This window comes from Kibdelosporangium banguiense (genome assembly GCF_017876405.1).
Taxonomy (GTDB): Bacteria; Actinomycetota; Actinomycetes; order Mycobacteriales; family Pseudonocardiaceae; genus Kibdelosporangium; species Kibdelosporangium banguiense.
Map to the genome: position 1 here is coordinate 1,799,756 of NZ_JAGINW010000001.1, position 24,849 is coordinate 1,824,604.

A 24,849-nucleotide genomic window follows, 5' to 3' on the forward strand; every position below is an offset into this window, starting at 1 on the left:
CAGTTACCTATTCGATCTCTCATCCGTGGTCTTCGAGACCTTCGATCGGGTCGCCCGCGCTGGCGGACAGCTCGACCGGCGGGGAGTCGGGGACGTTGCGAGGCTTGGTCTCACCACGGAAGACGAAGTGGGCCTTGTCGTCCGAGCCCTCGCCGTTCCAGCCTTCGACGTCGCCGATGACGATCTGGCCCGGCTCGAGTTCGCCGAACAGGATCTTCTCCGACAGCTGGTCCTCGATCTCGCGCTGGATGGTCCGGCGCAGCGGCCGGGCACCGAGCACGGGGTCGAAACCGCGCTTGGCCAGCAGCTTCTTGGCCAGCGGGGTCAGCTCCAGGGCCATGTCCTTGTTGCGCAGCTGGACCTCGACCCGGCCGATCATCAGGTCGACCATCCGGATGATCTCGTCCTCGGTCAGCTGGTGGAAGACGATGATGTCGTCGATGCGGTTGAGGAACTCCGGCCTGAAGTGCTTCTTCAGCTCGTCGTTGACCTTCTGCTTCATCCGCTCGTAGTTGTTGGACTGCTCACCGCCACCGGCGAAACCGAGCGACACCGCCTTGGAGATGTCCTGCGTGCCCAGGTTCGAGGTGAAGATGATGACCGTGTTCTTGAAGTCGACCGTACGGCCCTGACCGTCGGTCAGACGGCCGTCCTCCAGCACCTGCAGGAGGGTGTTGTAGACCTCCTGGTGGGCCTTCTCGATCTCGTCGAACAGCACCACCGAGAACGGCTTGCGCCGCACCTTCTCGGTCAGCTGGCCACCCTCTTCGTAGCCGACGTACCCGGGAGGGGCACCGAACAGCCGCGAAGCGGTGTAGCGGTCGTGGAACTCGCCCATGTCGATCTGGATCAGGGCGTCGTCCTCGCCGAACAGGAAGTTCGCCAGGGCCTTGGACAGCTCGGTCTTACCGACACCCGACGGGCCGGCGAAGATGAACGAGCCGCTGGGGCGCTTGGGGTCCTTGAGGCCCGCACGGGTCCGGCGGATCGCCTTGGAGACGGCCTTGACGGCCTCCTCCTGGCCGATGATCCGCTTGTGGACCTCGTCCTCCATGCGCAGCAGGCGGGTGGTCTCCTCCTCGGTCAGCTTGAAGACCGGGATACCCGTCCAGTGCGCGAGGACCTCGGCGATCTGCTCCTCGTCGACCTCGGCGACGACGTCGAGGTCGCCGTCCTTCCACTGCTTCTCCCGCTCGGACTTCTGCCCGAGCAGCTGCTTCTCCTGGTCGCGCAGTTTCGCGGCCCGCTCGAAGTCCTGAGCGTCTATGGCCGATTCCTTCTCCCGGCGCACGTCGGCGATCTTCTCGTCGAACTCGCGCAGGTCCGGCGGTGCGGTCATCCGGCGGATACGCATCCGGGCACCGGCCTCGTCGATCAGGTCGATCGCCTTGTCCGGCAGGAAACGGTCGTTGATGTACCGGTCGGCCAGGGTGGCCGCCTGCACGAGCGCGCCGTCGGTGATCGAGACGCGGTGGTGCGCCTCGTACCGGTCGCGCAGACCCTTCAGGATCTCGATGGTGTGCTCCAGGTTCGGCTCGCCGACCTGGATGGGCTGGAACCGGCGCTCAAGGGCCGGGTCCTTCTCCACGTACTTGCGGTATTCCTCAAGGGTGGTCGCACCGATGGTCTGCAGCTCACCACGGGCCAGCATCGGCTTGAGGATCGAGGCCGCGTCGATCGCGCCCTCGGCGGCACCCGCACCGACGAGCGTGTGGATCTCGTCGATGAACAGGATGATGTCGCCGCGGGTGCGGATCTCCTTGAGCACCTTCTTCAAGCGCTCCTCGAAGTCACCGCGGTAGCGGGAGCCCGCGACCAGCGACCCGAGGTCGAGCGTGTAGAGCTGCTTGTCCTTCAGCGTCTCGGGCACCTCGCCCTTGACCACCATCTGCGCCAGGCCCTCGACGACCGCGGTCTTGCCGACACCCGGCTCGCCGATCAGGACCGGGTTGTTCTTGGTACGGCGGGACAGCACCTGCATGACCCGCTCGATCTCCTTGGACCGGCCGATCACCGGGTCCAGCTTGCCCTCGCGGGCGCTGGCGGTGAGGTTGCGGCCGAACTGGTCCAGCACGAGCGACGAGGACGGCGTGCCCTCACCGCGGCTGCCCGGCTCGGTCTCCGGCTTGCCCTGGTAGCCCGACAACAGCTGCAGCACCTGCTGGCGGACCCGGTTGAGGTCGGCGCCGAGCTTGACCAGCACCTGGGCGGCCACGCCCTCGCCCTCACGGATCAGCCCGAGCAGGATGTGCTCCGTGCCGATGTAGTTGTGGCCGAGCTGCAGCGCTTCGCGCAGCGACAGCTCAAGCACCTTCTTTGCCCGAGGCGTGAAGGGGATGTGCCCGCTTGGCGCGTGCTGGCCTTGGCCAATGATCTCCTCGACCTGCTGCCGCACGCCTTCAAGGGCGATCCCCAGCGACTCGAGCGCCTTCGCCGCGACACCTTCACCCTCGTGGATCAAGCCCAGGAGGATGTGCTCGGTGCCGATGTAGTTGTGGTTGAGCATCCGGGCCTCTTCCTGGGCCAGGACAACCACCCGCCTCGCGCGGTCGGTGAACCTCTCGAACATTCGCACTCCCTGACTGCTGCGCCGGCGGCCCTTTCACCACTCGTCATGTTGGTGGATTCAGCACCGTAGGACCACTGTAGTCGCCCGGCCTGTCGCGCTCAGTGCCGCGCACGACCACAGATTGATGACGGACTTGGGGACATGTACCCCATGTCATCCCGGACGCCCTGTACAACGGGGGATCCCGGCCCTTGATTCCACGGTCTGGAACGTGTCCGCTATGCGCGAACACGCCGGATCCAACCGTGACCGCGATCACTCCGTCACCCCATTGGAGGTATGCGGCCCGGAGGTATGTGGTCGTCAAACCCCGGCTTGGTCGCGCTGGTCATTTACGCCACGCAACACGCCCGACATCGCCCCAGCCGCGGCGGCGATCGCCCCGAGCGAAGAGGTCGGTTGCGTGGGGCGGGGTGGACATGACCGGCTGTGGCGACCAAGCCCGCCGGAGCGAAGCGGAGGCAATCAAACTCTGTGGCGGGAGCCGATGGGGACGACCATGGGTGTGCCCGCGACCGGGTCGGTGAGGACCTTGGCATCGAGGTCGAACACGTCCCGCAGCAGATCCTCGGTCAGCACGTCGTTCGGGCCGCCCTGGGCGACGATCTTGCCCGCGCGCATCGCGATCAGCCGATCGGAGTACCTCGCGGCCAGGTTCAGGTCGTGCAGCACCATCACGACCGTCGTGCCGCGCGTGGTGTGCAGGTCGTGCACGAGGTCGAGCACGTCGACCTGGTGCGCCAGGTCGAGATACGTGATCGGCTCGTCGAGCAGCAGCAGTTCGGTGCCCTGCGCCAGGGTCATCGAGATCCACGCGCGCTGGCGTTGCCCGCCTGACAGCTCGTCGACGACACGGCTCGCGTGCTCGTCCATCTTCGTCAGCCGTAACGCGTCGGTCACCGCGGCCTCGTCCTCCACCGACCACTGGCGGTACCAGGTCTGGTGCGGGTGCCGGCCACGTGCGACGAGATCGGCGACGGTGAGGCCCTCAGGGGCGACCGGGGTCTGCGGCAGCAGCCCGACTGTGCGCGCCACCTCTTTGGTGGGCAGTTTGTCGATGCGCTTGCCGTCGAGCAGCACCTCGCCTGCCCGCGGCGACAGCAGACGCCCGAGTGCACGCAGCAGGGTCGACTTGCCGCAGCCGTTCGGCCCGATCACCGAAGTGACTGTGCCGCTCTCGACCTCGATGTCGAGCCCGTCGACCACGAGCCGCTCGCCGTAGCCGAGACCCAGTCCGCTCGCGGACAGCCGTACCTGGGCCGCCGGGGTCGTCGCCGTCACCTAGTACCTCCCGAAGCTCCCCGGGAGCATAGCCCCAGGTCAGTTAGGTAAGCCTAACCGAGGGTCCGGGATACCGGCGTACCAAAAAAGGCCCGCGGCGAGTGCCTCGGGCCCTTGGGGGATTTTTCAGTCCCTGTTGTTGTGGTATGCCTCGGTGACTTCCTTCGGGATACGGCCGCGATCGGAAACTTTGTAGCCCTTCTTGCGCGCCCACTCCCGAATTGCCTGGTTCTGGTCGCGATCAACGGAAGCCGTCCGCACGGCACGGCCACCCACGACAACACGACCGGCCGCCCGCTTTCGGCCACCGGAACGGCGGGCGTGTTCCACGTAGTCGCCCAGGATCTCCCGGAGCTTCTCGGCATTGCCACCGGACAGGTCGATCTGGTACGAAACCCCGTCCAGCCCGAACTCGAGCGTCTCTTCGGCTACTGAACCGTCAATGTCGTCGACGAGGGTCACCGTGACCTTCTGCGCCATACGTCGCCTCCTCGGGTGAATGCCGGTCGCGGATAGCGGGCAATGATTCTCCGCACCCGTAGGTTAGCGCAAATCCAGAAGGATCGGAGGAGTCAGTGTTGAATTTTCATTGCGGACGAACGAGCGGGAACAGGATCGTCTCGCGGATCCCAAGTCCGGTGAGTGCCATCAACAGCCGATCGATACCCATTCCGACTCCGCCGCTGGGTGGCATTCCGTACTCCAGTGCGCGCAGAAAGTCCTCGTCCAACTGCATCGCCTCGACATCACCGGCGGCACCCAGCCGCGCCTGATCAACGAGCCTTTGCCGTTCGACGACCGGATCGACAAGCTCCGAGTAACCAGTAGCGAGTTCGAATCCGCGCAGGTAAAGATCCCATTTTTCCGCCACCCCCGGCGTGTCGCGGTGTTGGCGTGTCAGGGGAGAAGTCTCCACCGGGAAATCACGGACGAAAGTCGGCGCGGTCAGCCCGTTGCCGATCAGGTGCTCCCACAGCTCCTCGATGAGCTTGCCGTGGCCGAGACCGGGGGCGACTTCCAGTTCGTGCCGCTCGGCGTACTTGCGCAAGTCTTCGGCCGAAGTCTCCGGGGTGACCTCTTCGCCCAGGGCTTCCGACAGCGAACCGTACATTGTCAGCGCGGTCCATTCCCCGGAAAGGTCGTACTCGGTGCCGTCGGTAAGGGTGACCACCTGAGTACCGAAAACGGCGTCGGCGGCCTCCTGGATGAGCTCACGGGTGAGCACCGCCATGGAGTCGTAAGTGCCGTAGGCCTGGTAGAACTCCAGCATCGCGAACTCCGGCGAATGCGAGGAATCACTACCCTCATTGCGGAAGTTCCGGTTGATCTCGAACACCCTCTCGATGCCGCCGACCACACATCGCTTGAGGTAGAGCTCGGGCGCGATGCGCAGAAAGAGGTCGATGTCGAAGGCGTTGGAGTGGGTGGTGAACGGCCGCGCCGCGGCACCACCGTGCAACGTCTGCAGCATCGGAGTTTCCACCTCGGTGAATCCGCGCCGGTGGAAGCTCTCGCGCAGGGAACGCACCACGGCGGCCCGCGTCTGCACCATCTGACGTGCCTGCGGCCGCACAATCAGGTCGACATAACGCTGGCGGATCCGGGTTTCCTCCGCCAGGTCCTTGTGCGCGACCGGCAACGGCCGCAGCGCCTTGGCAGCCATTCGCCATTCGTCGGCCATCACCGACAGCTCACCGCGCTTGGAGGTGATCACCTCGCCGCGGACGAAAACATGGTCACCGAGATCGACATCGGACTTCCAGGCGGCAAGCGCCTCTTCCCCGACATTCCGCAGGCTGAGCATGGCCTGCAGCTCGACGCCGTCGCCTTCACGCAGGGTGGCGAAGCACAGCTTGCCGGTGTTGCGCATGAACATCACCCGGCCGGTGATGCCGACCACCTCGCCGGTGGAGGCCTCGGGCTCAAGGCCGGAATACTTCGCCCGGATCTCGGCCAGGGTGTGGGTCCGCGGCACTTCGACGGGATATGCCTCGATACCGGCGGCGAGCAGCCGCTCCCGCTTCTCCCGGCGGATGCGCATCTGCTCGGGAAGGTCGTCTTGCTCGGGCGCTGGGGAAACGTGCTCGTCACTCACGCCTGCAAAGGGTACGGAAAAGCCTCGCCCGCAAGTCAACCGGATACCTTGGGGACGTGAGCGACACGCAAGCGGAACTGCACGCCCGGCGGGCCGGCTCGTTCGGGTCACAGGCCGGGCAGTACGCCGAACACCGGCCGGACTATCCCGCCGCGGCGATCGACTGGGTTCTGCCCGGCGGCGTATCCGACGTTCTGGATCTCGCCGCCGGGACCGGGAAACTGACCGGTTCGCTGATCGATCTCGGATTGGCCGTGACGGCCGTGGAACCGGACGCGGCGATGCTCGGCGAACTCAGAAAACGTTTTCCCTCGGCCACCGCTTTGATCGGAACAGCCGAACGGATCCCGTTGGACGATTGTTCGGTCGACGCGGTGCTCGTCGGACAGGCGTTCCACTGGTTCGACGTGCCCAAAGCGCTCGACGAGATTGGCCGGGTGTTGCGGCCGGGCGGCCGGGTCGGCGCGTTGTGGAACTACGAGGACGACCGGGTGCCGTGGGTATCCGGATTCGACGCAATGGTCCGGACCGGGGTCAGCCGCGACTGGGCCTATCCCGCGCCTTTGCCCGATCATCGGCTCTTCGAGCCGTTCGAGCGCGAGGAATTCGAGCATTCCGTACGGCGTACCGCTGAAACGCTCGTCGCGATGGTCGGCACGCATTCCCACATGCTTGTCGCCGGTGCCGGGGAACGAGCCTCGATCAACGCCCGGATGCGTGAGTACTTGAAAGCACAACCAGAAACCGCGGACGGCGAGTTCGATCTCCCCCTGCGGACCTTCACCTATCGGGCGAATCGACTGATCAGCCCGGCAGTCTGACATTCCGCTCGAACACCAGCCGCAGTCCGAGCAGGGTCAGATCGGGATGGTGGTGGCCGATCGTCTCCGATTCCGCCACCACCAGCGGGGCCAGCCCGCCGGTCGCGATGACGGTGACCGGTCCGGCTTTGTCGTGACCCTGGGAATGCAGTTCGGCGATGATCCGCTTGACCAGGCCGTCCACCTGACCGGCAAAACCGTAGAGAATGCCCGACTGCAGGCATTCGACAGTGTTCTTTCCGATCACCGATCGGGGCCGGACGAGTTCCACTTTGCGCAGTGCCGCGGCGCGCGCGGCCAGTGCGTCCACCGAGATCTCGATGCCGGGCGCGAATACGCCGCCGAGGAATTCGCCTTTCGCGGATATCACGTCGATATTCGTGGACGTGCCGAAGTCGACGACCACACATGCCGTGCTGTAGAGGTGATGCGCCGCCAGTGTGTTGATCACCCGGTCGCCGCCGACCTCTTTCGGATTGTCCACAAGCAACGGGACGCCGGTGCGAATCCCCGGCTCCACAATGAGCTGTGGCACGGCCGAGTAGTACCGGCCGAGCATGACCCGCAGTTCCCGCAGCACGGCGGGAACCGTCGAGAGGGCCGAAACCGCGGTCACCTCGTCGGCGTGCTCACCGAGCAGGCCGCGCATGGTGAGCGCGAGTTCGTCCGCGGTCATCCGGGCGTCGGTGCGCATCCGCCAGTCCCGGACCAGGGTGGCGCCCTGGTAGAGGCCCAGAACGATGTTGGTGTTGCCGACGTCGATCGCGAAGAGCACGACGTGAGCTTAGGAGTACCGGCTCAGGAGTTCTCCGGCTGGAGCAACGCGTCCAGCATGGCGGCGTCCTCGGTCTCGGCGAGCGGCTCGATCGCGGCCCCGGACAGCAGGCCGGACCCGGCCGGGGCGTGCGCGGGATCGTCACCCTGTTCGACGATCTTGTTCTCGGCGTCGACGAACACGACCTTCGGCCGGAACGAGGCGGCCTCGGCGCGGTCCATCATCCCGTAGCTGATCATGATGACGATGTCGCCCGGGTGGACCAGGTGCGCGGCGGCGCCGTTGATACCGATCACACCGCTGCCCCGCTCACCTGCGATGACGTAGGTCTCCAGGCGCGCGCCGTTGGTCACATCCACGATGGTGACCTGTTCTCCGGCCAGCAGGTCGGCCGCGTCCATCAGGTCGGCGTCGATCGTCACCGACCCCACGTAGTGCAGGTCGGCCTGGGTGACCGTGGCCCGGTGGATCTTGGACTTCAGCATGGTGCGCAGCATTTCGGTGGTGCCCCCTTACAGGCCCGGCTCGGGCGGTTCGCCGAGCAGCAGGCCGGTGTTGTCGATAAGTCTCGTGGTGCCCACCCGGGCGGCCACGAGCAGCCGCGCCTCACCCTTCTCGGGCGCGGGGCCCAGATCGGGTGCGCGGACCTCGAGATAGTCAAGAGCGACCTCTGGATGGGCGGCCAGGACTTCCTGGGCAGCCTTGAGTACATCTTCTTTCCCGCCGCGGCCCGCGTACGCGCCTGCCGAGAGCGCGGCGGACAGCGCGACCGCACTCTCCCGCTGTTCGGCGTTGAGATAGACGTTGCGCGAGGACAACGCGAGGCCGTCGGGTTCGCGCACGGTCGGCACGCCGATCACGCGGGTCTCCATGTCGAGATCGGCCACCATCTGCTTGATCAGCACCAGCTGCTGGTAGTCCTTCTCGCCGAACAGCGCGAAATCCGGCCGCACGATGTTGAAAAGCTTGGCCACCACGGTGAGCACGCCCGCGAAGTGTCCATCTCGGACACTTCCTTCCAGGTCGTCGCCCAACGGTCCAGGATGGACAGTCACTTGCGAACCGGGCGGGTACATGTCCTCACGGCCAGGCGTGAACACGATCTCGACACGTTCGTCCCGGCACGCCTCAAGATCCGCTTCCAATGGCCGCGGGTAACGCTCCAGATCCTCGTTCGGCCCGAACTGCAACGGGTTCACGAAGATCGAAGCAACCAGGACGGTGTTGGGGATGTTGCGCGCGCGGCGCAACAGTTCGCGGTGCCCGGCGTGCAACGCGCCCATTGTGGGCACCAGCACGATCTTGGTGCCGACCGCGCGCAGGGCCCGGGTGACCCTGGCGACCTCTTGCGGGCTGCTGTGGACATGCAGCTGGCCGCGGCTGAACTGGGGTGCCTGCGTCACTCGCGCTCCTCATCGATGGCCTGGAAAACGTCCGGCGCGAGATCGCCGCGCAGCAGCCCACTGGCGACCGCGCGCGACGCGGTCCGCCTGGCGAGCTCGCGATACGCCGGCAGCATCTCGGGGGCGTTGTCCCGCAACACTTGCAGGTGTTTGCGGACTGTTCCGGCGTCACCACGCGCGACCGGGCCGGTCAACGCGCGATCGCCGTGCCGCAACGAATTGTCCAATGCGGCGGAAAGCAATGGGCCCAGCAGCCGCTCGGGCGTGGCCACGCCAGACTGCCGCAACAGGTCAGCCGAATCGGCGACCAGCGTCATGAGGTTGTTCGCCGCGTACGCCAAAGCCGTGTGATACGCGGGCCGCGACGCGGACGGGACCCGTACCGGCTCGGACCCCATCTCCACGACAAGCGCTTCGCCGACATTCCACGCTGCTTCGTCGTCGTCCGCAGCCGTGATCCCGACCGAGCAGGCCACCAGCCGCTCCAGGTCCTCGGCGCGGCCGGTGAACGTCATCACCGGATGCAGAGCCAACGGCAACGCGCCCTGATCGGCGGCCGGCTGCAGCACCTCCACGCCGTACGCACCCGACGTGTGCACCACGATCTGCCCAGGCCTCAGCGAACCGGTCGCCGCCAGTCCACGGACCATGCCGGACAACGCGTCGTCCGGCAGCGCCAGCAGGACCAGATCGGCCTTGCTGACCACTTCGTCGGGCGGCAGCAAGGGGACTCCCGGCAACAGCTCCTCAGCGCGCCGGATCGAATCCCGGGACACCCCGGACGCGGCGACCACGGCGTGGCCGGCCCGTGCCAGCGCGGCACCCATCACCGCACCGACCCGGCCGGCGGACACCACGCCCACTCCGAGGCGCGCGGGGCGGCTCATGACACGTCATCTCCTTGTCGCTGCAGGCAAGCCCAGAGCGTAACTACCGCCGACCGGCAGCGCTGACCGCCGTGGCCCGGCTCACGCGAACCGCCTGAGCCAGCAACTGCCCGGCCTGGTCGTCGGCGGCCCGGCCATTGCGGTGAAACGCGAGCTCAGTGACCGCGACCTGGTAGTCCGCGACCGCCTTGCCCGCGGCGGGCCCGGACTTGCGGCGGACCTTGCGGCGCCACTCCTGGCGACGTTTCAAACTAGCGAGCAGGTCGACCTCACTGGCCGGGACAAGCCCTTCGTCGACCAGCGCGGGCAGTGCGTTGGCAACGACCTTCTGCTCCCGTTTGCGCGCCCAGTTCACCAGGACGGCGGCGCCCAGGAACACAGGCACCATGACCAGGAAGTACACATTCAGAAACGTCGTCGCGTTGCCCAGGGTCGCGGCCCCGTTCCACGCCGCGTGCAGGGCGACAGCCAGCAGATACCCGAGCAGCGGAGCCGCGATTCGCAAGCCTTTGCGCGTGGTCGTCGCCGCGATGCCGATCCCGATGCCGGTCATGATGGTGAAGAGCGGATGCGTGAAGGGCGACATCACCCCACGAAGAATGAACGCGGCCACGACCCCGGCGGAGTCTGCGGTACCGAAGCCGTGCTCCAGGAAGATCCGGCCGAAGTAGTAGATGTTCTCGGTGAACGCGAACCCGGCCGCGCACATGCCCGCGTAGACGATGCCGTCGATGAGGCCGTTGAACTCCTGGCGTTTCCAAAGGTAGATACCCAGGACGAACGCGGCCTTCGCGGCCTCCTCGATCAACGGGGCCGAGACGACCGCACTGATGGTGTCCCCGCCGCCCTTGCCCAGCAGGAGATCGCCCACGACCTCGGCGGTGTTGTTGATCAGCAGCGCGGTGAGTGTCGCGCCGCACGCTCCCCACGCGAACGCCAGCCACAGCAGCTTCGCGGGCTCGGGTTCCCAGCGATCGATCCAGAGGAACACGGCGACGACCGGCCCGACCGGCAACAGCGCCCCACCCATCCCGACCAGTTCTGCGACCAGCCCCACCCTCGCCGTGAGGTAGGCGAACACGCCGATCCCGCACAGACTGAGCACGATCAGGCCGGCCATCGGGACCAGCACGGTCATACGTCGTGGTGTCGGCCGCTTCGTCACGGCCGGCTCCTGGATCATCACGACGCGGAACTTTAGCCGGGCGGCGTTTACCTCGTGTCAGTCCGCCCGCGGGAAAGCCCCGAAGATCTCCGGCAGCGGACGCAGGTCAGCCACGAATCCGAACCGGCCGGCCCGCATCTGCCGCGCACTCTCCATAAAGGACTGGAGGGCGATCCGGGCCAGTGCGCCGCCGATGCTGACCCGCCGGACTCCGATCTCGCCGAGTTTCTCCAGTGTGATCGACGGATCCGCGAATCCCATCACCACGTTCACCGGCTTGCCCACCGACGAGACCACGGCGCGCATCTCGTCCAAAGTGCGCAGTCCTGGCGCGTACAACACGTCCGCCCCGGCCTCTTCGAACGCCTGGAGCCGCCTGATCGTGTCGTCCAGATCGTTCACACCGTGCAGCAGGTTCTCGGCACGGGCGGTGAGCACCGGCGCAACCGGCAACCCACGCGCGACCTCCACCGCGGCCCGGACCCGGTCAACCGCGAGTTCGAACTCGTAGATCGGCGCCTGCGGGTCCCCCGAGAAATCCTCGATGGAGGCCCCGACCACACCTGCTTCCACGGCCAGCTCGATCGTCTTCGCGGCCTCGGCCGGGTCGTCGGCGAAACAGTTCTCAAGATCGGCGTTCACCGGCAGCGCGGTCGCCTCGCACAACTCCCGACAGTTGTCCAGGATCTGCCGAGCGCTGGCTCCGGTGTTGCCGTTCTGGGCGGCAACGCCCAGGCTCGTGCTGGCCAGGGCTTCGAACCCGAGGCTGGCGAGCAGGCGGGCCGTCCCGGTGTCCCAGGGGTTCGGGAGCAGGAAGGGCTCCGGCCGCTCGTGCAGTGCGCGGAACTGTGCGGCCTTGGTCGCCTGGTCGATCATTGGAACGTTCCTCCCGAGTTGCCTGATCTCCACGGTGCCGCCCCGGCAATGATGATGCAAATGCATAGTTCTGAAAGTGATCATCAGCAATACTGATGTGATGACGCTCGACGAGATCGAGACCTTTGTGTGCATCGCGGAGGTGGGCGGCTTCACCGAAGCCTCGCGACGCCTGCACCGGTCCCAGCCCGCGGTCAGCCGCCGAATCCACGAGCTGGAACAGTCCCTCGACGCGGTGTTGTTCGAGCGCGCAGGCCGCCGGGTGACGCTCACCGAAGCAGGCCGCGCCCTCCTCCCCTACGCGGAAGCCGCGTTGGCGGCCGTCCGCGACGGCGAGCGTGCTGTTCGGGATCGGACCGTCGGTGCGTTGACGTTCCGTCTGGCCATTGTCGGCACGCTGGCTGATTCGCACATCGTGGACGCCCTACGCGCCTTCACCGCGCGCTTCGACGAAGTCACGGTCGACCTACGCACTGCGACGAGCCGCGAGGTGAGCGCGTTGGTCCGCAGCGGCGAAGCCGACCTCGGCCTGCGCTATCACCCCGACACCGACCCCAAACTCGAGTCGATCCCGCTCGGCGACGAGAAGCTCTACGTCATCGTGCCGCCCGCGCACCGCATCACCGCCGCCGAGTTACCCGACCTGCTTCCGCTACGCGACGAGAAATGGCTCGGCTTCCCGGCCGAGCGCGGCAAGCAGGGATCGTTCCGCAATCTCCTCGAACGGCATCTGGCCGCCGCTGGTCTGCAGCACCCTCAGATCACCACAGTCGACAGCCTCACCGCGCAGAAACGGCTGGTGGAAGCCGGTCTTGGTGTCGCGCTCATGCCGGTCAGCAGCGTGCGGGAAGAACTCCGGATCGGCAGCCTGCGCATGATCGACGTGCCGAGCATGAACGCCCGAATCCCGGTTGTCGCCGTCCGCCGGATCGCCGGGCACCAAAGCCAGGCTGCGACGGCGTTTCTACAGGTCCTGGCCGACCACACGCCGGACCTGGTGGAGAAAGGCTAGTCGTCCCGCCTGCGCCTGCGCCGGGGCGTTTCAGCGTTTCCATATGCCGCAAGCAGTTCGTTCACCGACTTGCCCTCCGCGTGTGACCCCGAGGGCTCAGGCGGTGGAGGAGGCTTCGCGTGGGTTCCGGAGTTGCGGGCCTGCAGGGTCTCCTGCCACGAAGGCGCGTCGTCGGCACGGCGACGACGTCCTCCGGCGTCCTGCGCGGCAGCTGGTCCCGGCTCAGGGGCGCGACGACGGCCGCTGGCGGAGTCGTCCGCACGGCGGCGACCACCTGCGTCCGGACCGTCAGGCGGCTGGACGACACGACTGGACGGGTCCGGCTTACGAACTGGAGGCGGCGGGGGTGGCGGTGGCTCAGGCTTGCGCACAGGGGTTACGCGCACGGACGACTCAGCTGAACGGTTAGGCGGCGGCACAGGCGCAACGCCGCGCATCGACGGTTCGCGAACCGGTGGAGCAACGGGGGCGCTGCGCATGGAGGCTTCGGCCGCACGGGCTGGGGGCTCGGGCGGGCGAGCAGGAATGGGCTCCGGAAGCGGCTGGATCTGCGTCGGGGCCTCGACGACCGGCTGTTTCGCCGGGAGCGGGGTCTGGCGGGTCTCGGCCTCGGTGGGACGCTGCATCGGCCTGCTGGGCTGGGGCTCGGGCTTCTTGGGCGGGCGCGGGGGCCTGCCTGGCTGCTGGCGCGCGGCCTGGGGCGGTTGCGCCGGGGCGTTGCGCTCCCAGGAGGGAGTCCAGCTCATGTCGATGCTTTCACCGAGCGAGTTCACCGACTCGCCGGCGACTGGCTGGCGGTACTCCTGACGGCGCGGGTCAGCCGCGGCACCGGGCTGGACGACCGGCTCCCACCAGCCGGAGCCGGGGTCCTCGTCGCGGACGCGGGGCTGAGCGAGCGGCTGGGAGACCTGGACCTGACGTTCGGACGGCGAGCGCGCTGGGCGCTGCGGTGCCGGACGCTGAGGCTGGGGGCGGGTCTCGCGCCGAGGCTGAGACTGCGGTGCGCTCCCGGGGACGCGGCCCATCATCTCGGTCTGCGGCTCGCCGGGGATGATCACCGGCTGACTCGGGGCCGCGGGCGACGGGTTCAGCCGCTTCATCATCTGGTTCTGCGGCGGCAGCTGGTGTGCCTCGTCGGCCATCGGCCGCATCCGCGTTGCCTGCGCCTGCAAGGCAAACCGCTCGACGAGCACCTCGCCACCCAGCAAAGTCTGCAAAGTCTCACGCAGCGCACCGAGTTCGGTACGCAGAGCGTCTATGTCCTGCCTGGACTGTTCCTCGGCCTTGCGCTTGGCCTCGGCTTCCAGTTCGAGCTCGTACTCCCGGCGGGCGGCGATCTCGCGCTCGAGTTCGAGCTCATAGATCGCCTGCATACTCTTGGACTCGTCCTGCCGGTCGGCCACCTGACGGCGCAGCCGCGCGGCCAGGAACGCGCCGACCAGAGCCGCCCACAGAGCCGCGACGATGCCCAGCTTCAGAAACCGCGAGTCGTCGCTGAAGACCAGGACAAGGGTGGCGCCGATGGCCAGTACCAGCGCGCCGCCCAGCAACAGACGTGCCGTGCTCGGCACCCTGCTGGCGTCGCGCGGCGACACGGCACGGCTGGACATGACTAACACCGTACCTGTCAGTTATCGGTCCGAGACCTGCTCGTGTCGAAACCTGCGTTGAATCCGCGCTTTGCAGCGATCAACGGTCGTCAGGCTTGTTTGGTTCATCCGGCGTGCGAAGACAGTGCTCCAGCCACAGTCCGGCGGCTATCAGCGCGGCCGAACACACGGCGCCGACCACCGAACTTGTCGTGTCGTTGGCCGCAGCGACCACCTCGGAACGTTTGGGCAGGACGTATACGAGCACGCCGATCCAGGCGCCGAGCATGATCGCGCCGAGCATCGACGACGCCTTGGCCAACGCGACCGCACGCGCGGCGGTCAACGCCTGGACAGGCTTGCCGGGCTTGGTGCCCCGGATCCGCGACCGGAGTGAGAAGCCCAACACCACATCGATCACCGCGATGACCACCAGTGTGACACCGGCCAAAGTGGGCAACGGCGGCATCGAGCCGTAGGCCTGCTGCAGGATCAGGTACAACACGATCCCGCCGAGCAGCCCGCCGATCACCAAATCGCGCGGCCTGGTGAACCTCACACCGCCTCCAGCTTCAGGTCGTCCCGGCGTCGCACGCCTTCGTCGCCCAGCGCCGCCACAAGGTCCGCGACCCTGCCATGCCCGGGTAGTTCGGCGTCCGGCTGCACGTCCAGCCACGGCACCAGCACAAAAGCCCGCTCGTGCGCACGCGGATGCGGCAGTTCAAGCCTGGGGTCGGCGCTGGTCACGCCGGCCACCGTAATGACGTCCACATCGAGCGATCGCGGGCCCCACCGGATTTCCCGGACCCGCCCGGCCGCGTTCTCCAGGGCGTGAGCCCGGTCGAGCCAGCCCCATTCGTCGATGTCGTCGTGCGAGACAACGAGAACCGCGTTCAGGAAATCGTCCTGATCGGTCACACCCCACGGCGCGGTCTGGTAAACCGGCGAAACCGCGAGCACCGGCAGTCCGTCCACTGCGGACTGCAGATATCCGAGCCGGTCCCCGAGATTCGACCCGATCGACAAAACAGCTGTAGTCATGCCCGGGTCCGGTGCACGGTCACGGAAACGTCGGCGAACATCAACGGAATCGGTGCCGACGGTTTGTGGACGGTGACTTCGACCGCGGTGACGCGGGCGTCGGTGAGCACGTCGTCGGCGATCTCACCGGCGACTGTCTCGATCAGATCCCGTGGTGTCCCGCCGATGATTGCCGCGGCGCGTTCGGCCAGTTCGCCGTAGTGCAGCGTCTTGGTCAGCTCGTCGGTCCGGGCGGCTTCAGTCAGGTCGATCCACGCGGTGATATCGACCAGAAAATCCTGCCCGTCCCGTTTTTCCTGTTCAAAGACACCGTGAAAGCCACGAACCCGCAATCCGGTGAGCGTAATCCGGTCGCTCACGCCCGCCCCCATTCAGCCACGACCCGTACAGCGTCCAAAGAGCGCTGCACATCGTGCACCCGGACACCCCAAACGCCTTTCGCCGCGGCCATTGTGGAAATGGCCGCGGTCGCGTCTTCACGGCCCTCCGCCGGCCGTGGCGTGCCGTCCTCGGCGGCCAGCAGCCGCCCGATGAAACGTTTGCGCGACGCCCCGACCAGGACCGGGAAGCCCAGCCCGAGCAGGACGTCCAGGCCACGCAGCAGCGCCCAGTCGTGCTCGGCCTGCTTGGCGAAACCCAGACCCGGGTCGATCACGATCGCGCCGACGTCGACACCGGCCGCGACAGCCGCGTCGGCCCGCGCGATCAGCTCGGTCTTCACCTCGCTGACAACGTCGTCGTAGACGGCCAGCGAGTTCATGTCCTTGCTGTGCCCGCGCCAGTGCATCAAGATCCACGGCACCCCGGCAGCCGCGACGACCCCGGCCATGTCCGGGTCCGCCAGCCCACCTGAAACGTCGTTGACGATCGTCGCCCCGGCCGCGAGAGCAGCCTCAGCGACACGGGCCCGCGTGGTGTCCACGCTGATCCGCATGCCTGCGGCCGCCAGCTCCTTGATCACCGGCTCGATCCGGGCGATCTCGGCACTCGCTTCGACCCGTAGCGCTCCCGGCCGGGTCGACTCACCGCCGACATCGACCACATCCGCGCCGGCCGCCCACATCTCGTGGGCGTGCCGCACCGCATCGTCGACCGAGAAATACCGGCCACCATCAGAGAAAGAGTCAGGCGTCACATTCAGGACACCCATCACCACGCAGCGGCCCGGATCCGGCAGCAGCCGGTGGGTCATCGCCGCGCCTTGATCAAGTCGAGCGCCTCCGCCCGCGAGGACGCCGACGTCTTGAACTGCCCCCGCACAGCCGAAGTCGTCGTGCTGGCACCGGCTTTCCGGATGCCTCGCATCGACATGCACAGGTGCTCGGCCTCGATCACGACGATCACGCCCCGCGGCTCCAGCGTCTGCATGAGAGCGTCCGCGACCTGGGAGGTCAGCCGCTCCTGAACCTGCGGCCGCTTGGCATAGGCATCGACCAGACGAGCCAGTTTGGACAGCCCGGTGACCTTGCCGTGCTCGTTCGGGATGTAGCCCACGTGCGCGACGCCATGGAACGGCAGGATGTGGTGTTCACAGACCGAATACATCGGAATGTCGGTGACCAGCACGAGTTCCTCATGGGACTCGTCGAATGTCTTGGCCAGAACGGAATGCGGGTCCATGTAGAGACCGGCGAACATCTCGCGGTATGCCCTGGCCACGCGGGCCGGGGTGTCGGCGAGGCCGTCGCGGTCCGGGTCCTCGCCGCAGGCGAGCAGGAGTTCGCGTACCGCGGCCTCGGCCCGTTCCTGGTCGAACACAGGCCTAACGGAGCGGACGCCACCGTTGGCGGCGTCCGCTCCGTTCAGCGAGTTGATGCTCAGTTCTTACCGTCCCGCTCGTCCAGATCCGGCTGCGGCGAGGTCGCCGGCCGCCATCCGGGAGGCGCACCGTAGTTCGGCGGTCCGCCGGGCCTGCCCTCGTGCGGGGAGTAGGGCCCCGAACTCGGCAAACCGTTGGGCAGCGCGCCGTTGTTGGCGGCTTCCTTGGGCAGGTCCTTGGCTCCGCCCACGGCGCCGACCGGGGTCGGCTCGGGCTCTTCCTGGACCGGCGGCCACGGCTCGCCGCGCTCGATCGCCAGCTCGCCGCGGGTCTTGATCGGCGGCTTGTCCGACGGGACGCGGTCACCGAAGTCGTTGAACGCGGTGATCCTCGGCCGCTTCTCCACCCGGGAGAAGATCCGCTCGAGGTCCTTGCGCTGCAACGTCTCCTTGTCGAGCAGTTCGACCACGAGCTCGTCGAGCACGTCGCGGTAGGTGTTGAGCACCTCCCACGCCTCGGTGTGGGCGGCCTCGATGAGCGCCCGCACCTCCTCGTCGATGCCCTGCGCCACCTCGTGCGAGTAGTCCGGCGCCGAGCCCATGGTCCGGCCGAGGAACGGATCGCCGTGGTCCTGGCCGTACTTCACCGCGCCCAGCCGGGCACTCATGCCGTACTCGGTGACCATCGCCTTGGCGATCTTGGTGGCCTGCTCGATGTCCGACGACGCCCCGGTCGTGGGCTCGTGGAAGACGAGCTCCTCGGCCGACCGTCCGCCCAGTGCGAAGACCAGGCGCGCGATCATCTCCGAACGGGTCATCAAGCCCTTGTCGTCCTCGGGGACGACCAGCGCGTGCCCACCCGTGCGGCCTCGCGGCAGGATCGTGAGCTTGTAGACCGGCTCCAGGTCCGGCATCGCCCACGCGGCCAGCGCGTGCCCGCCCTCGTGGTAGGCCGTGATCTTCTTCTCCTTCTCGGAGATGATCCGGCTCTTGCGGGCGGGACCGCCGATCACCCGGTCCACGGACTCCTCGAGCGCGTGGCTGTCGATCAGCGAGCCGTTCTGGCGCGCGGTCAGCAGCGCGGCCTCGTTGAGCACGTTGGCCAGGTCCGCGCCCGACATGCCGACCGTGCGCTTGGCCAGACCGTCGAGGTCGGCGTCCGGCGCCATCGGCTTGCCCTTGGCGTGCACCTGCAGGATCTTCTTGCGGCCGGTCAGATCCGGCGCGGAGACCGGGATCTGGCGGTCGAACCGGCCCGGGCGCAGCAGCGCCGGGTCGAGGATGTCCGGCCGGTTGGTCGCCGCGATCAGGATGATCCCGCCGCGGGCGTCGAAGCCGTCCATCTCGACCAGCAGCTGGTTGAGGGTCTGCTCGCGCTCGTCGTGGCCACCGCCGAGGCCGGCGCCACGCTGGCGGCCGACCGCGTCGATCTCGTCGACGAAGATGATGCAGGGCGCGTTCTGCTTGGCCTGTTCGAACAGGTCACGCACACGGGAGGCACCGACACCGACGAACATCTCGACGAAGTCGGAACCGGAGATCGTGTAGAACGGCACCCCCGCCTCACCGGCGACGGCCCTGGCGAGCAGCGTCTTACCGGTTCCCGGCGGCCCGTAGAGCAGCACGCCCTTCGGGATCTTCGCGCCGAGCGCCTGGTAGCGCCCCGGGTTCTGCAGGAAGTCCTTGATCTCGTAGAGCTCTTCAACGGCCTCGTCGGCCCCGGCCACGTCGGCGAAGGTGGTCTTGGGCATGTCCTTGGACAACTGCTTGGCCTTGGACTTGCCGAAGTTCATCACCCGGTTCCCGCCGCCCTGGACGTTGTTCATCATCCACAGCAGCAACAGGCCGAGCAGCACGAGCGGGATCGCGAACAACAGGATCTGCGACAGGAACGAGTCCTGTGTGACCTTTGTCTCGAAGTCCACGTTGTTCGTGCGGAGCACGTTGAACACGTCGTCGCCGGCCTGGGCCGGGAACGACGTGAAGATCTGTTTCTGGTTGTCCGCCTTCGACGGGTCCTTGAGGGTCAGCTTGAGCTGCTGCTCCTTGTCCTCCAGCGTCGCCTTCTCGACATTGCCGCTGGTGACCTGGGTGATCGCCTTGGTCGTGGAGACCTGGGCGTACCCGCGGGTGTCGTCGAAGATCGTGCTGAACGCGAGGTACAGCAGGACCACTGCCAGGATCCATAGCAGCGGATTACGGAGCAGTCGCTTGCGGTCCATTCACTTACGGCCGCCGGGCGGCCTCGACCCTCCCTGACTTGCATTTCGGGTAGTGAGCCCCACTACCCGGCCGGCGGGGCAATCCGGTCCATCCAGCGTACCGCCCACATCCAGCGCTTGACGCGCCAAGTAACTGAGGGTAGCGCGCCACCGCCGGACACTGCTGAATAAACGGGCGGATCGGCCACTCGGTTCCCAGCAGGCCTGAGGGCTTCCTCAGGATGAGTACACCGCCGGGTCGAGTGTGCCGATGTAGGGCAGGTCGCGGTAGCGCTCGGCGTAGTCCAGGCCGTAGCCGACGACGAACTCGTTGGGGATCTCGAAGCCGACGTACTCGACCGGCACGTCCACCTTGACCGCGTCCGGCTTGCGCAGCAGCGTGCAGACCCGCAGCGTGGCGGGCCCGCGCGAGGCAAGGTTCTTCAGCAGCCAGGACAGCGTCAGGCCGGAGTCGATGATGTCCTCGACGATCAGCACATCCCGGCCGGCGATGTCGCGGTCGAGGTCCTTGAGGATGCGCACCACACCGGAGCTCGAGGTGGCCGAGCCGTAGGAGCTGACCGCCATGAATTCCAGCTGGACCGGCACCGGCAGGGCCCGCGCCAGGTCGGTCATGAACATCACCGCGCCCTTGAGCACGCCGACGAGGACCAGGTCCGACCGCGTGCCGCCGGCCGGGTAGTCCTCGGCGACCTGCTTGGCGAGCTCGGCGATCTTCTCGTTGATCTCTTGCTCGGTGATCAGCACGGAGGCGATGTCGCCGTCGTACACGCCTTCCCCTCTCAGGAAGTTATCTGGCCAGGCGGTTGCACGCAGAGCCTGCCATGCCGGCGGCGGGCCACAAAGCCGCCCGGCAACCAGACGCCGCCCTGACCACGCCATTCACCCACCAGGGCGTCCACCGAACGAAGATGGCCGTCGGTGAGTTCGGGCACTCCGGCGTCCCTGAGCCACGTACGCAGCACACGGCGGCGGATCGCGGGCGGATGCTCCAGCAGATCCGTGACCTGCAGTTCAGCGCCGGTCCGGGGGACGGCGGCGGCGATCTTGTCGAGGGCGTCGAGATCCTCACGCAACTGGCCGGCGGTCCGTGCCAGGGCACCGGCGACACCGCCTTGCAGAATCTCCTCCATAAGGGGGATGAGTTCATGCCTCAGACGCACACGCGTGAACCTCGGATCGGCATTGTGCGGGTCCTGCCACGGCGTGAGACCAAGCTCCTGGCAGGCCGCGACGGTCACGGTCCGGCGGATCTTCAGCAGCGGCCGTCCCCACGGCGGATCAAGCGGGCGCATACCCGCGATGGACCGCGGCCCAGACCCTCGGCCGAGCCCGAGCAGTACGGTTTCGGCCTGGTCATCAAGGGTGTGCCCGAGCAGGATCAGACCATCGTGGGCCGCCCGCAGAGCCGCATATCTGGCCCGGCGCGCGGCAGCCTCCATGCCGCCCGCACCAGTGACGTCGACTGTGAGAATTCTCGAGTCGACCTTGAGTTCGTGCAGCTGCGCGGCGGCCTGCCCGGCGACCTCGGCTGAGCCCTCCTGCAGGCCGTGATCCACGATCAGAACTATGACCTCGGTCAACGTCGCCGCGGCGGCAGCCAGGGCGAGCGAGTCGGCACCGCCGGAGACCGCGACCGCGATCCGGCGTTCATCTGTCGTGGCAAGCAGATCTTTGACAGCCTTGCGGATGGTCAGGGTCGCACTCGACGCAGCCATGCGTCCGGGTCCGTGATCTCCGACCGGCGCGGCAGGGTCTCGGGTGACGTCCACACCTCATTGAACCCGGCCATCCCAGCCTCACCGACGACATGCCTCGTGAAAGCGGCACCCGCGGCGTACTGCTGAACCTTGGCGTCCACCCCAAGCAACGTCCGCAGCACGCGGTCCATCAACCCGCCACCACGCCTGCGCTCAGTGAACCGGTTACGAATCACATCGACCGTCGGCACAACAGTGGGCCCGACCGCGTCCATGACATAGTCCGCGTGGCCCTCAAGCAGCGTGGACAACGCGATCAACCGGTCGAAAACCTCGCGCTGCTCAGCGGACTGCAACAACTCCATCAACGCCACAGGCCCAGCGGACGCCGTGCTGTCGAGCGAGCGCCGACGCGCCTCCTTGATCACGTCCGGCAGCCGGTTCAACGCACTCGCGGCCGAATCGTCCATACCGGACAGGAACTTGCGGACCTCCCCCGAGAAGTAGTCCTTCAACCAGGGCACGGCGGTGAACTGCAGCCGGTGCGTGCACTCATGCAGGCACACCCACATCCGGAAGTCGGACCCGGGCACATCCAAAGCCCGTTGCGCCCCAATGATGTTCGGCGCGACCAAGAGAAGACGGCCATCGTTGAAAGGGTCGTACTGGCCAAGGACCCGCGCCCCGAGGAACGCCAGCACCATGCCCGCCTGAACACCCGCGCTCCCAGCCATCACAGCACCGACCGGACCCGCATAGGCCCTGGGCAACGCGCCCTCGGTCAGTACCTCCAAGCCTTCGGCGGCGGCCTTGATCCACCCCGGCCGGTCAACCACCTCACCAGGCGGCAACGGCAAGCCGACCCCAAGCCCAGTCAGCTCCCGCACGTGGCCTTCGGCAACGTCGGTGACCTCCCGCAACTGGCGGACCGTGTTCTCGGCCTCCGCCATCGGCACCTCGGGCCCACGCCGCACCAGCCGCTGGCCGGTGGAGATGGCCAATGACCAGTCCACGGGCGACCCCGTCCCCCGCCTGAGCTCTGTCGCCGCTTCCACAACCCCGACGCTACCTGAGCCTTCGCAAGTTGTGGTCACACGAACACAGATAGCGCTGTCTTTGCCTGGCTGTGTCCGCCTGGCCGTGTCTGGCGGGCTGCTATTTACATCCGCAGCCTCGCAGCGTTGCGGCAACTGCGTCGAGGGCTGGGCGGGCGGCGCCTGAGTCTGAGCCGTTGCTCATGAGGGCGAAGGCGAGCATTCGGCCGTCTGTGTCCAGGACTATGCCGGCGAGGGAGTTCACGCCGGAGAGGGTGCCTGTTTTGGCGCGGACCCAGCCGCGGCCTGTGGCGGCGGAGGTGCCTGGGTCGAAGCGGCCTTCCAGGGTTCCGCTGCCGCCGGCGACGGGGAGGCCGCCGAGCAGGGGGCGGAGTTTGGCTGTGCGGGGGTCTTTGCCGTCGCCTGCGGCCGCGGCCAGGACTGCGGCGAACAGTCTGGCTGGGACCTTGTCGTTGGTGGACAGTCCGCTTCCGTCGGTCAGCTGCGCGCCGGAGACGTCGAATCCGTTCTCCTGCAGGACTTTCAGGGTGGCCTTGCTGACTCCGGTGAAGGAGGGCTCCTCGCCCGCGGCTTTGGCGACCTCGCGGGCGATGGCGTCGGCGAGCACGTTGTCGGAGGCGAGCATGGCGTTGTCGACGAGTTCGGTCAGCGGCGCCGACTTCACTTCGCCCAGTACTTTCGCGTCGGCTGGGGCCGTGACTTCCGGTTTGGGGGCCACGGTCGCGCCGAGGCGTTTGGCGAACTCGGCCGCGAGTGTCCTGGGTGGGTTGGCGCTGCGGGGGCTGATGTCCTTGGTGGGATCTGTCCGGCCGCCGTCCATCATCAGCGCGGTGATCGGCGCCATGTAACCGGCGGCGACGTCGCCGGGCAGCCAGCCGGGCGCGAGTCCGTCTCCGGTGTAACGGGTGGTGTCCACGAAGACCTGGGTGACTTTGCCTCCCGCGTTCGCCTTCACCTGCGCCACGAGGTCGTCCAGGTGCGCTGAGCCGGGGTACCAGGACTTCTTGCCGGCCGGCAGGGAGTTCAGCGTCGGGTCGCCCCCGCCGACCAGGATGACGGTCCCGGGTTCGGTGCCCGCGACCGCACGGGTCGAGAGCTGCTGGCCGTGGTCGAGCTTCAGCAGGGCGGCGGCCCCGGTGAGGATCTTCGTGGTGGACGCGGGCACCAGCGGGGTCGACGCGCTCTTGTTCCACAGGACGTTGCCGGTCGTGGCGTCCAGCACGGTTCCGGTCAAAGTCCCCAAAGCGGGCACTGTTGCGGGCCCGGCGAGTGCGGACTGGATGCCCTGGGCGCTCGGCACAGGGGCCTCCGCGCTTGGCGAACGCAGACTCGGGGTGAAGGCAACGGGTGCGGGCGGCGGCTGGATGACCACCTCGGGCTCGCTCGGGCCCAGGCCCAGCGACTCCTTCACGCCGGGCACCGCGAACACCACGCCCGCGCCGACCGCGATCACCAGCACGATCGCCGCGGCCACGATCAGGCCGGTACGGCGACGCTTTTTCGGCGGCTCGTCCGATTCATCCGAATCGGGCGTAGGCGGTGGCGGCGGGGCTGCGGGCGGCTTGGGAAGAACCGGAGGGGGTGGCGGCTCGACCCGGATCGGGGAGACCGGGGCCACCTGGACGGTCTGCTCGGCCCGGAACGAGGACGCCTTCGGGCGCCGGTTGCCTGGCTCGATCCGCACCGGCGCGGCCCGTGGCGGCTCAGGTGGCGGGAATCCCGGCCGCTGGATGGGTGTGGTCTTCTGGGCGGGCGGACGCAGGGCATCCGGGTCGATCGCCGGGAACTGGATACGCTGGGTGGACTCGCCTACCGGAACTGTCTGCTGCGGCGGGCGGACGGGCTGGGCCGCCTCGGATGGTTCGGGACTTCCGGGTCTCTCCGGCAGATCGTCGTCATCGGCGGTCGGCCACGCGGGGTGGTCCTGATCTGACACTCGGTCCTCCTGTCCAACATCACATCGGTTCCCAGCCGCCGCGATGCCAGCCGAGCGCGAGTCGTAGTCCAGACTAGTGGCGAGCACCGACCAAAGATGATGAGCGAGGAACGGCGTGGAGTTCGACGTCACGATCGAGATCCCCAAAGGCGTACGCAACAAGTACGAGATGGACCACGAGACGGGGCGGATCCGGTTGGACCGGACCCTGTTCACCGCCACGCAGTACCCGGCCGACTACGGCTTCGTCGACAACACCCTCGGTGAGGACGGCGACCCGCTGGACGCACTCGTACTGGTACAGGAGCCGACGTTCCCGGGCTGCCTGATCCGCAGCCGGGCGATCGGCATGTTCCGGATGACCGACGAGAAGGGCGGCGACGACAAGGTCCTCTGCGTGCCCGCGGAGGACCCGCGCTCGGAGCACCTGCGGGACATCCACCACCTGAGCGAGTTCTACCGGCTGGAGATCCAGCACTTCTTCGAGGTCTACAAGGACCTGGAGCCGGGCAAGAGCGTCGAGGGCGCGACCTGGGTCGGCCGGACCGAGGCCGAGGCGGAGATCCAGCGCTCCTACGAGCGGCTGAAAACCCACCACTGAGACTCAGGACAAAGAGAGAGGGCCCCGGCTGGGGCCCTCTCTTTTTTCTTCGTGGTGGGAAGT

24 protein-coding genes are annotated in these 24,849 nt (G+C 67.4%); 3 read left to right on the forward strand and 21 right to left on the reverse strand.

The annotated features are described in order from the left end of the window. Nucleotides 1-19: 19 nt before the first annotated feature. From JOF56_RS08500 to lysS, 4 genes are all read right to left on the reverse strand, one after another. On the reverse strand, nt 20-2,569 hold the full coding sequence (locus JOF56_RS08500; RefSeq protein ID WP_209636149.1) for an ATP-dependent Clp protease ATP-binding subunit: 2,550 nt from the start codon (nt 2,567-2,569) through the stop codon (nt 20-22). 465 nt (nt 2,570-3,034) lie between these two features. Beyond that, nucleotides 3,035-3,850, reverse strand: a complete 816-nt coding sequence (locus tag JOF56_RS08505) for an ABC transporter ATP-binding protein (RefSeq protein WP_307854984.1) — start codon at nt 3,848-3,850, stop codon at nt 3,035-3,037. 126 nt (nt 3,851-3,976) lie between these two features. Further along, the gene (locus JOF56_RS08510) at nt 3,977-4,330 is read right to left on the reverse strand and encodes a histone-like nucleoid-structuring protein Lsr2 (protein WP_209636151.1); all 354 of its coding nucleotides are present in this window, start codon (nt 4,328-4,330) and stop codon (nt 3,977-3,979) included. 106 nt (nt 4,331-4,436) lie between these two features. Further along, the gene (lysS, locus tag JOF56_RS08515; protein ID WP_209636153.1) at nt 4,437-5,891 is read right to left on the reverse strand and encodes a lysine--tRNA ligase; all 1,455 of its coding nucleotides are present in this window, start codon (nt 5,889-5,891) and stop codon (nt 4,437-4,439) included. A 110-nt stretch (nt 5,892-6,001) separates the two neighbouring features. On the opposite strand from lysS, the gene JOF56_RS08520 reads away from it, so the two are divergent. Next, nucleotides 6,002-6,766 (forward strand): class I SAM-dependent methyltransferase, encoded by a 765-nt coding sequence (locus JOF56_RS08520; protein ID WP_307854986.1) that lies wholly within the window; start codon nt 6,002-6,004, stop codon nt 6,764-6,766. Here the strand turns inward: JOF56_RS08520 and JOF56_RS08525 are convergent. The 6 genes from JOF56_RS08525 to JOF56_RS08550 form a co-directional block, all read right to left on the reverse strand. Next, the gene (locus JOF56_RS08525) at nt 6,750-7,541 is read right to left on the reverse strand and encodes a type III pantothenate kinase (protein ID WP_209636157.1); all 792 of its coding nucleotides are present in this window, start codon (nt 7,539-7,541) and stop codon (nt 6,750-6,752) included. The two genes, JOF56_RS08520 and JOF56_RS08525, sit on opposite strands and share 17 nt — an antisense overlap. 23 nt (nt 7,542-7,564) lie before the next feature. Further along, the gene (gene panD / locus JOF56_RS08530; RefSeq protein WP_209636159.1) at nt 7,565-8,038 is read right to left on the reverse strand and encodes an aspartate 1-decarboxylase; all 474 of its coding nucleotides are present in this window, start codon (nt 8,036-8,038) and stop codon (nt 7,565-7,567) included. Nucleotides 8,039-8,053: 15 nt separating this feature from the next. After that, the gene (gene panC, locus JOF56_RS08535; RefSeq protein WP_209636160.1) at nt 8,054-8,944 is read right to left on the reverse strand and encodes a pantoate--beta-alanine ligase; all 891 of its coding nucleotides are present in this window, start codon (nt 8,942-8,944) and stop codon (nt 8,054-8,056) included. Then, on the reverse strand, nt 8,941-9,831 hold the full coding sequence (locus JOF56_RS08540) for a Rossmann-like and DUF2520 domain-containing protein (protein WP_209636162.1): 891 nt from the start codon (nt 9,829-9,831) through the stop codon (nt 8,941-8,943). The genes panC and JOF56_RS08540 overlap by 4 nt, the downstream gene beginning before the upstream one ends. Before the next feature lie 43 nt (nt 9,832-9,874). Further along, entirely contained in the window at nt 9,875-10,963 is a 1,089-nt protein-coding gene (locus tag JOF56_RS08545; RefSeq protein WP_307855776.1) for a PrsW family intramembrane metalloprotease, read from the reverse strand. A gap of 90 nt (nt 10,964-11,053) precedes the next feature. Beyond that, a complete protein-coding gene (locus JOF56_RS08550) occupies nt 11,054-11,872 on the reverse strand; it encodes an isocitrate lyase/PEP mutase family protein (RefSeq protein WP_209636164.1) in 819 nt (272 codons plus the stop codon). Nucleotides 11,873-11,948: 76 nt separating this feature from the next. Here JOF56_RS08550 and JOF56_RS08555 point away from each other — a divergent pair, with 76 nt between their 5' ends. Further along, nucleotides 11,949-12,884 (forward strand): LysR family transcriptional regulator, encoded by a 936-nt coding sequence (locus JOF56_RS08555; protein ID WP_209636166.1) that lies wholly within the window; start codon nt 11,949-11,951, stop codon nt 12,882-12,884. Here the strand turns inward: JOF56_RS08555 and JOF56_RS08560 are convergent. From JOF56_RS08560 to dacB, 11 genes are all read right to left on the reverse strand, one after another. Beyond that, nucleotides 12,881-14,494: a DUF6779 domain-containing protein gene (locus JOF56_RS08560; protein WP_209636168.1), complete on the reverse strand. Its 1,614-nt coding sequence runs from the start codon at nt 14,492-14,494 to the stop codon at nt 12,881-12,883. The genes JOF56_RS08555 and JOF56_RS08560 overlap by 4 nt on opposite strands. A gap of 79 nt (nt 14,495-14,573) precedes the next feature. Then, entirely contained in the window at nt 14,574-15,032 is a 459-nt protein-coding gene (locus JOF56_RS08565; protein WP_209636170.1) for a DUF3180 domain-containing protein, read from the reverse strand. Then, nucleotides 15,029-15,514 carry a 2-amino-4-hydroxy-6-hydroxymethyldihydropteridine diphosphokinase gene (folK, locus tag JOF56_RS08570; RefSeq protein ID WP_209636172.1) on the reverse strand — a complete coding sequence of 162 codons (486 nt, stop codon included), beginning with the start codon at nt 15,512-15,514 and terminating at the stop codon, nt 15,029-15,031. Before folK ends, JOF56_RS08565 begins: the two co-directional genes overlap by 4 nt. Then, the gene (folB, locus tag JOF56_RS08575; RefSeq protein ID WP_209636174.1) at nt 15,511-15,873 is read right to left on the reverse strand and encodes a dihydroneopterin aldolase; all 363 of its coding nucleotides are present in this window, start codon (nt 15,871-15,873) and stop codon (nt 15,511-15,513) included. The genes folK and folB overlap by 4 nt, the downstream gene beginning before the upstream one ends. Continuing rightward, entirely contained in the window at nt 15,870-16,706 is an 837-nt protein-coding gene (folP, locus tag JOF56_RS08580) for a dihydropteroate synthase (RefSeq protein WP_209636176.1), read from the reverse strand. Before folP ends, folB begins: the two co-directional genes overlap by 4 nt. Then, on the reverse strand, nt 16,703-17,320 hold the full coding sequence (gene folE, locus JOF56_RS08585) for a GTP cyclohydrolase I FolE (protein ID WP_209648098.1): 618 nt from the start codon (nt 17,318-17,320) through the stop codon (nt 16,703-16,705). The genes folP and folE overlap by 4 nt, the downstream gene beginning before the upstream one ends. A gap of 11 nt (nt 17,321-17,331) precedes the next feature. Further along, entirely contained in the window at nt 17,332-19,494 is a 2,163-nt protein-coding gene (gene ftsH, locus JOF56_RS08590) for an ATP-dependent zinc metalloprotease FtsH (RefSeq protein WP_209636178.1), read from the reverse strand. Nucleotides 19,495-19,710: 216 nt separating this feature from the next. Beyond that, complete coding sequence (gene hpt, locus JOF56_RS08595; protein WP_209636180.1) at nt 19,711-20,265, reverse strand: hypoxanthine phosphoribosyltransferase; 555 nt, start codon at nt 20,263-20,265, stop codon at nt 19,711-19,713. Between the two features lie 11 nt (nt 20,266-20,276). Further along, nucleotides 20,277-21,212, reverse strand: a complete 936-nt coding sequence (tilS, locus tag JOF56_RS08600) for a tRNA lysidine(34) synthetase TilS (protein WP_209636182.1) — start codon at nt 21,210-21,212, stop codon at nt 20,277-20,279. Then, nucleotides 21,188-22,207, reverse strand: coding sequence for an Rv3626c family coenzyme F420 biosynthesis-associated protein (locus JOF56_RS08605; protein WP_307854988.1), 1,020 nt, complete (start codon nt 22,205-22,207; stop codon nt 21,188-21,190). The genes tilS and JOF56_RS08605 overlap by 25 nt, the downstream gene beginning before the upstream one ends. Nucleotides 22,208-22,349: 142 nt before the next feature. Continuing rightward, the gene (dacB, locus tag JOF56_RS08610; RefSeq protein WP_209636186.1) at nt 22,350-24,185 is read right to left on the reverse strand and encodes a D-alanyl-D-alanine carboxypeptidase/D-alanyl-D-alanine endopeptidase; all 1,836 of its coding nucleotides are present in this window, start codon (nt 24,183-24,185) and stop codon (nt 22,350-22,352) included. Nucleotides 24,186-24,300: 115 nt separating this feature from the next. On the opposite strand from dacB, the gene JOF56_RS08615 reads away from it, so the two are divergent. Beyond that, nucleotides 24,301-24,786 carry an inorganic diphosphatase gene (locus JOF56_RS08615; protein WP_209636188.1) on the forward strand — a complete coding sequence of 162 codons (486 nt, stop codon included), beginning with the start codon at nt 24,301-24,303 and terminating at the stop codon, nt 24,784-24,786. Nucleotides 24,787-24,849 lie beyond the last annotated feature (63 nt).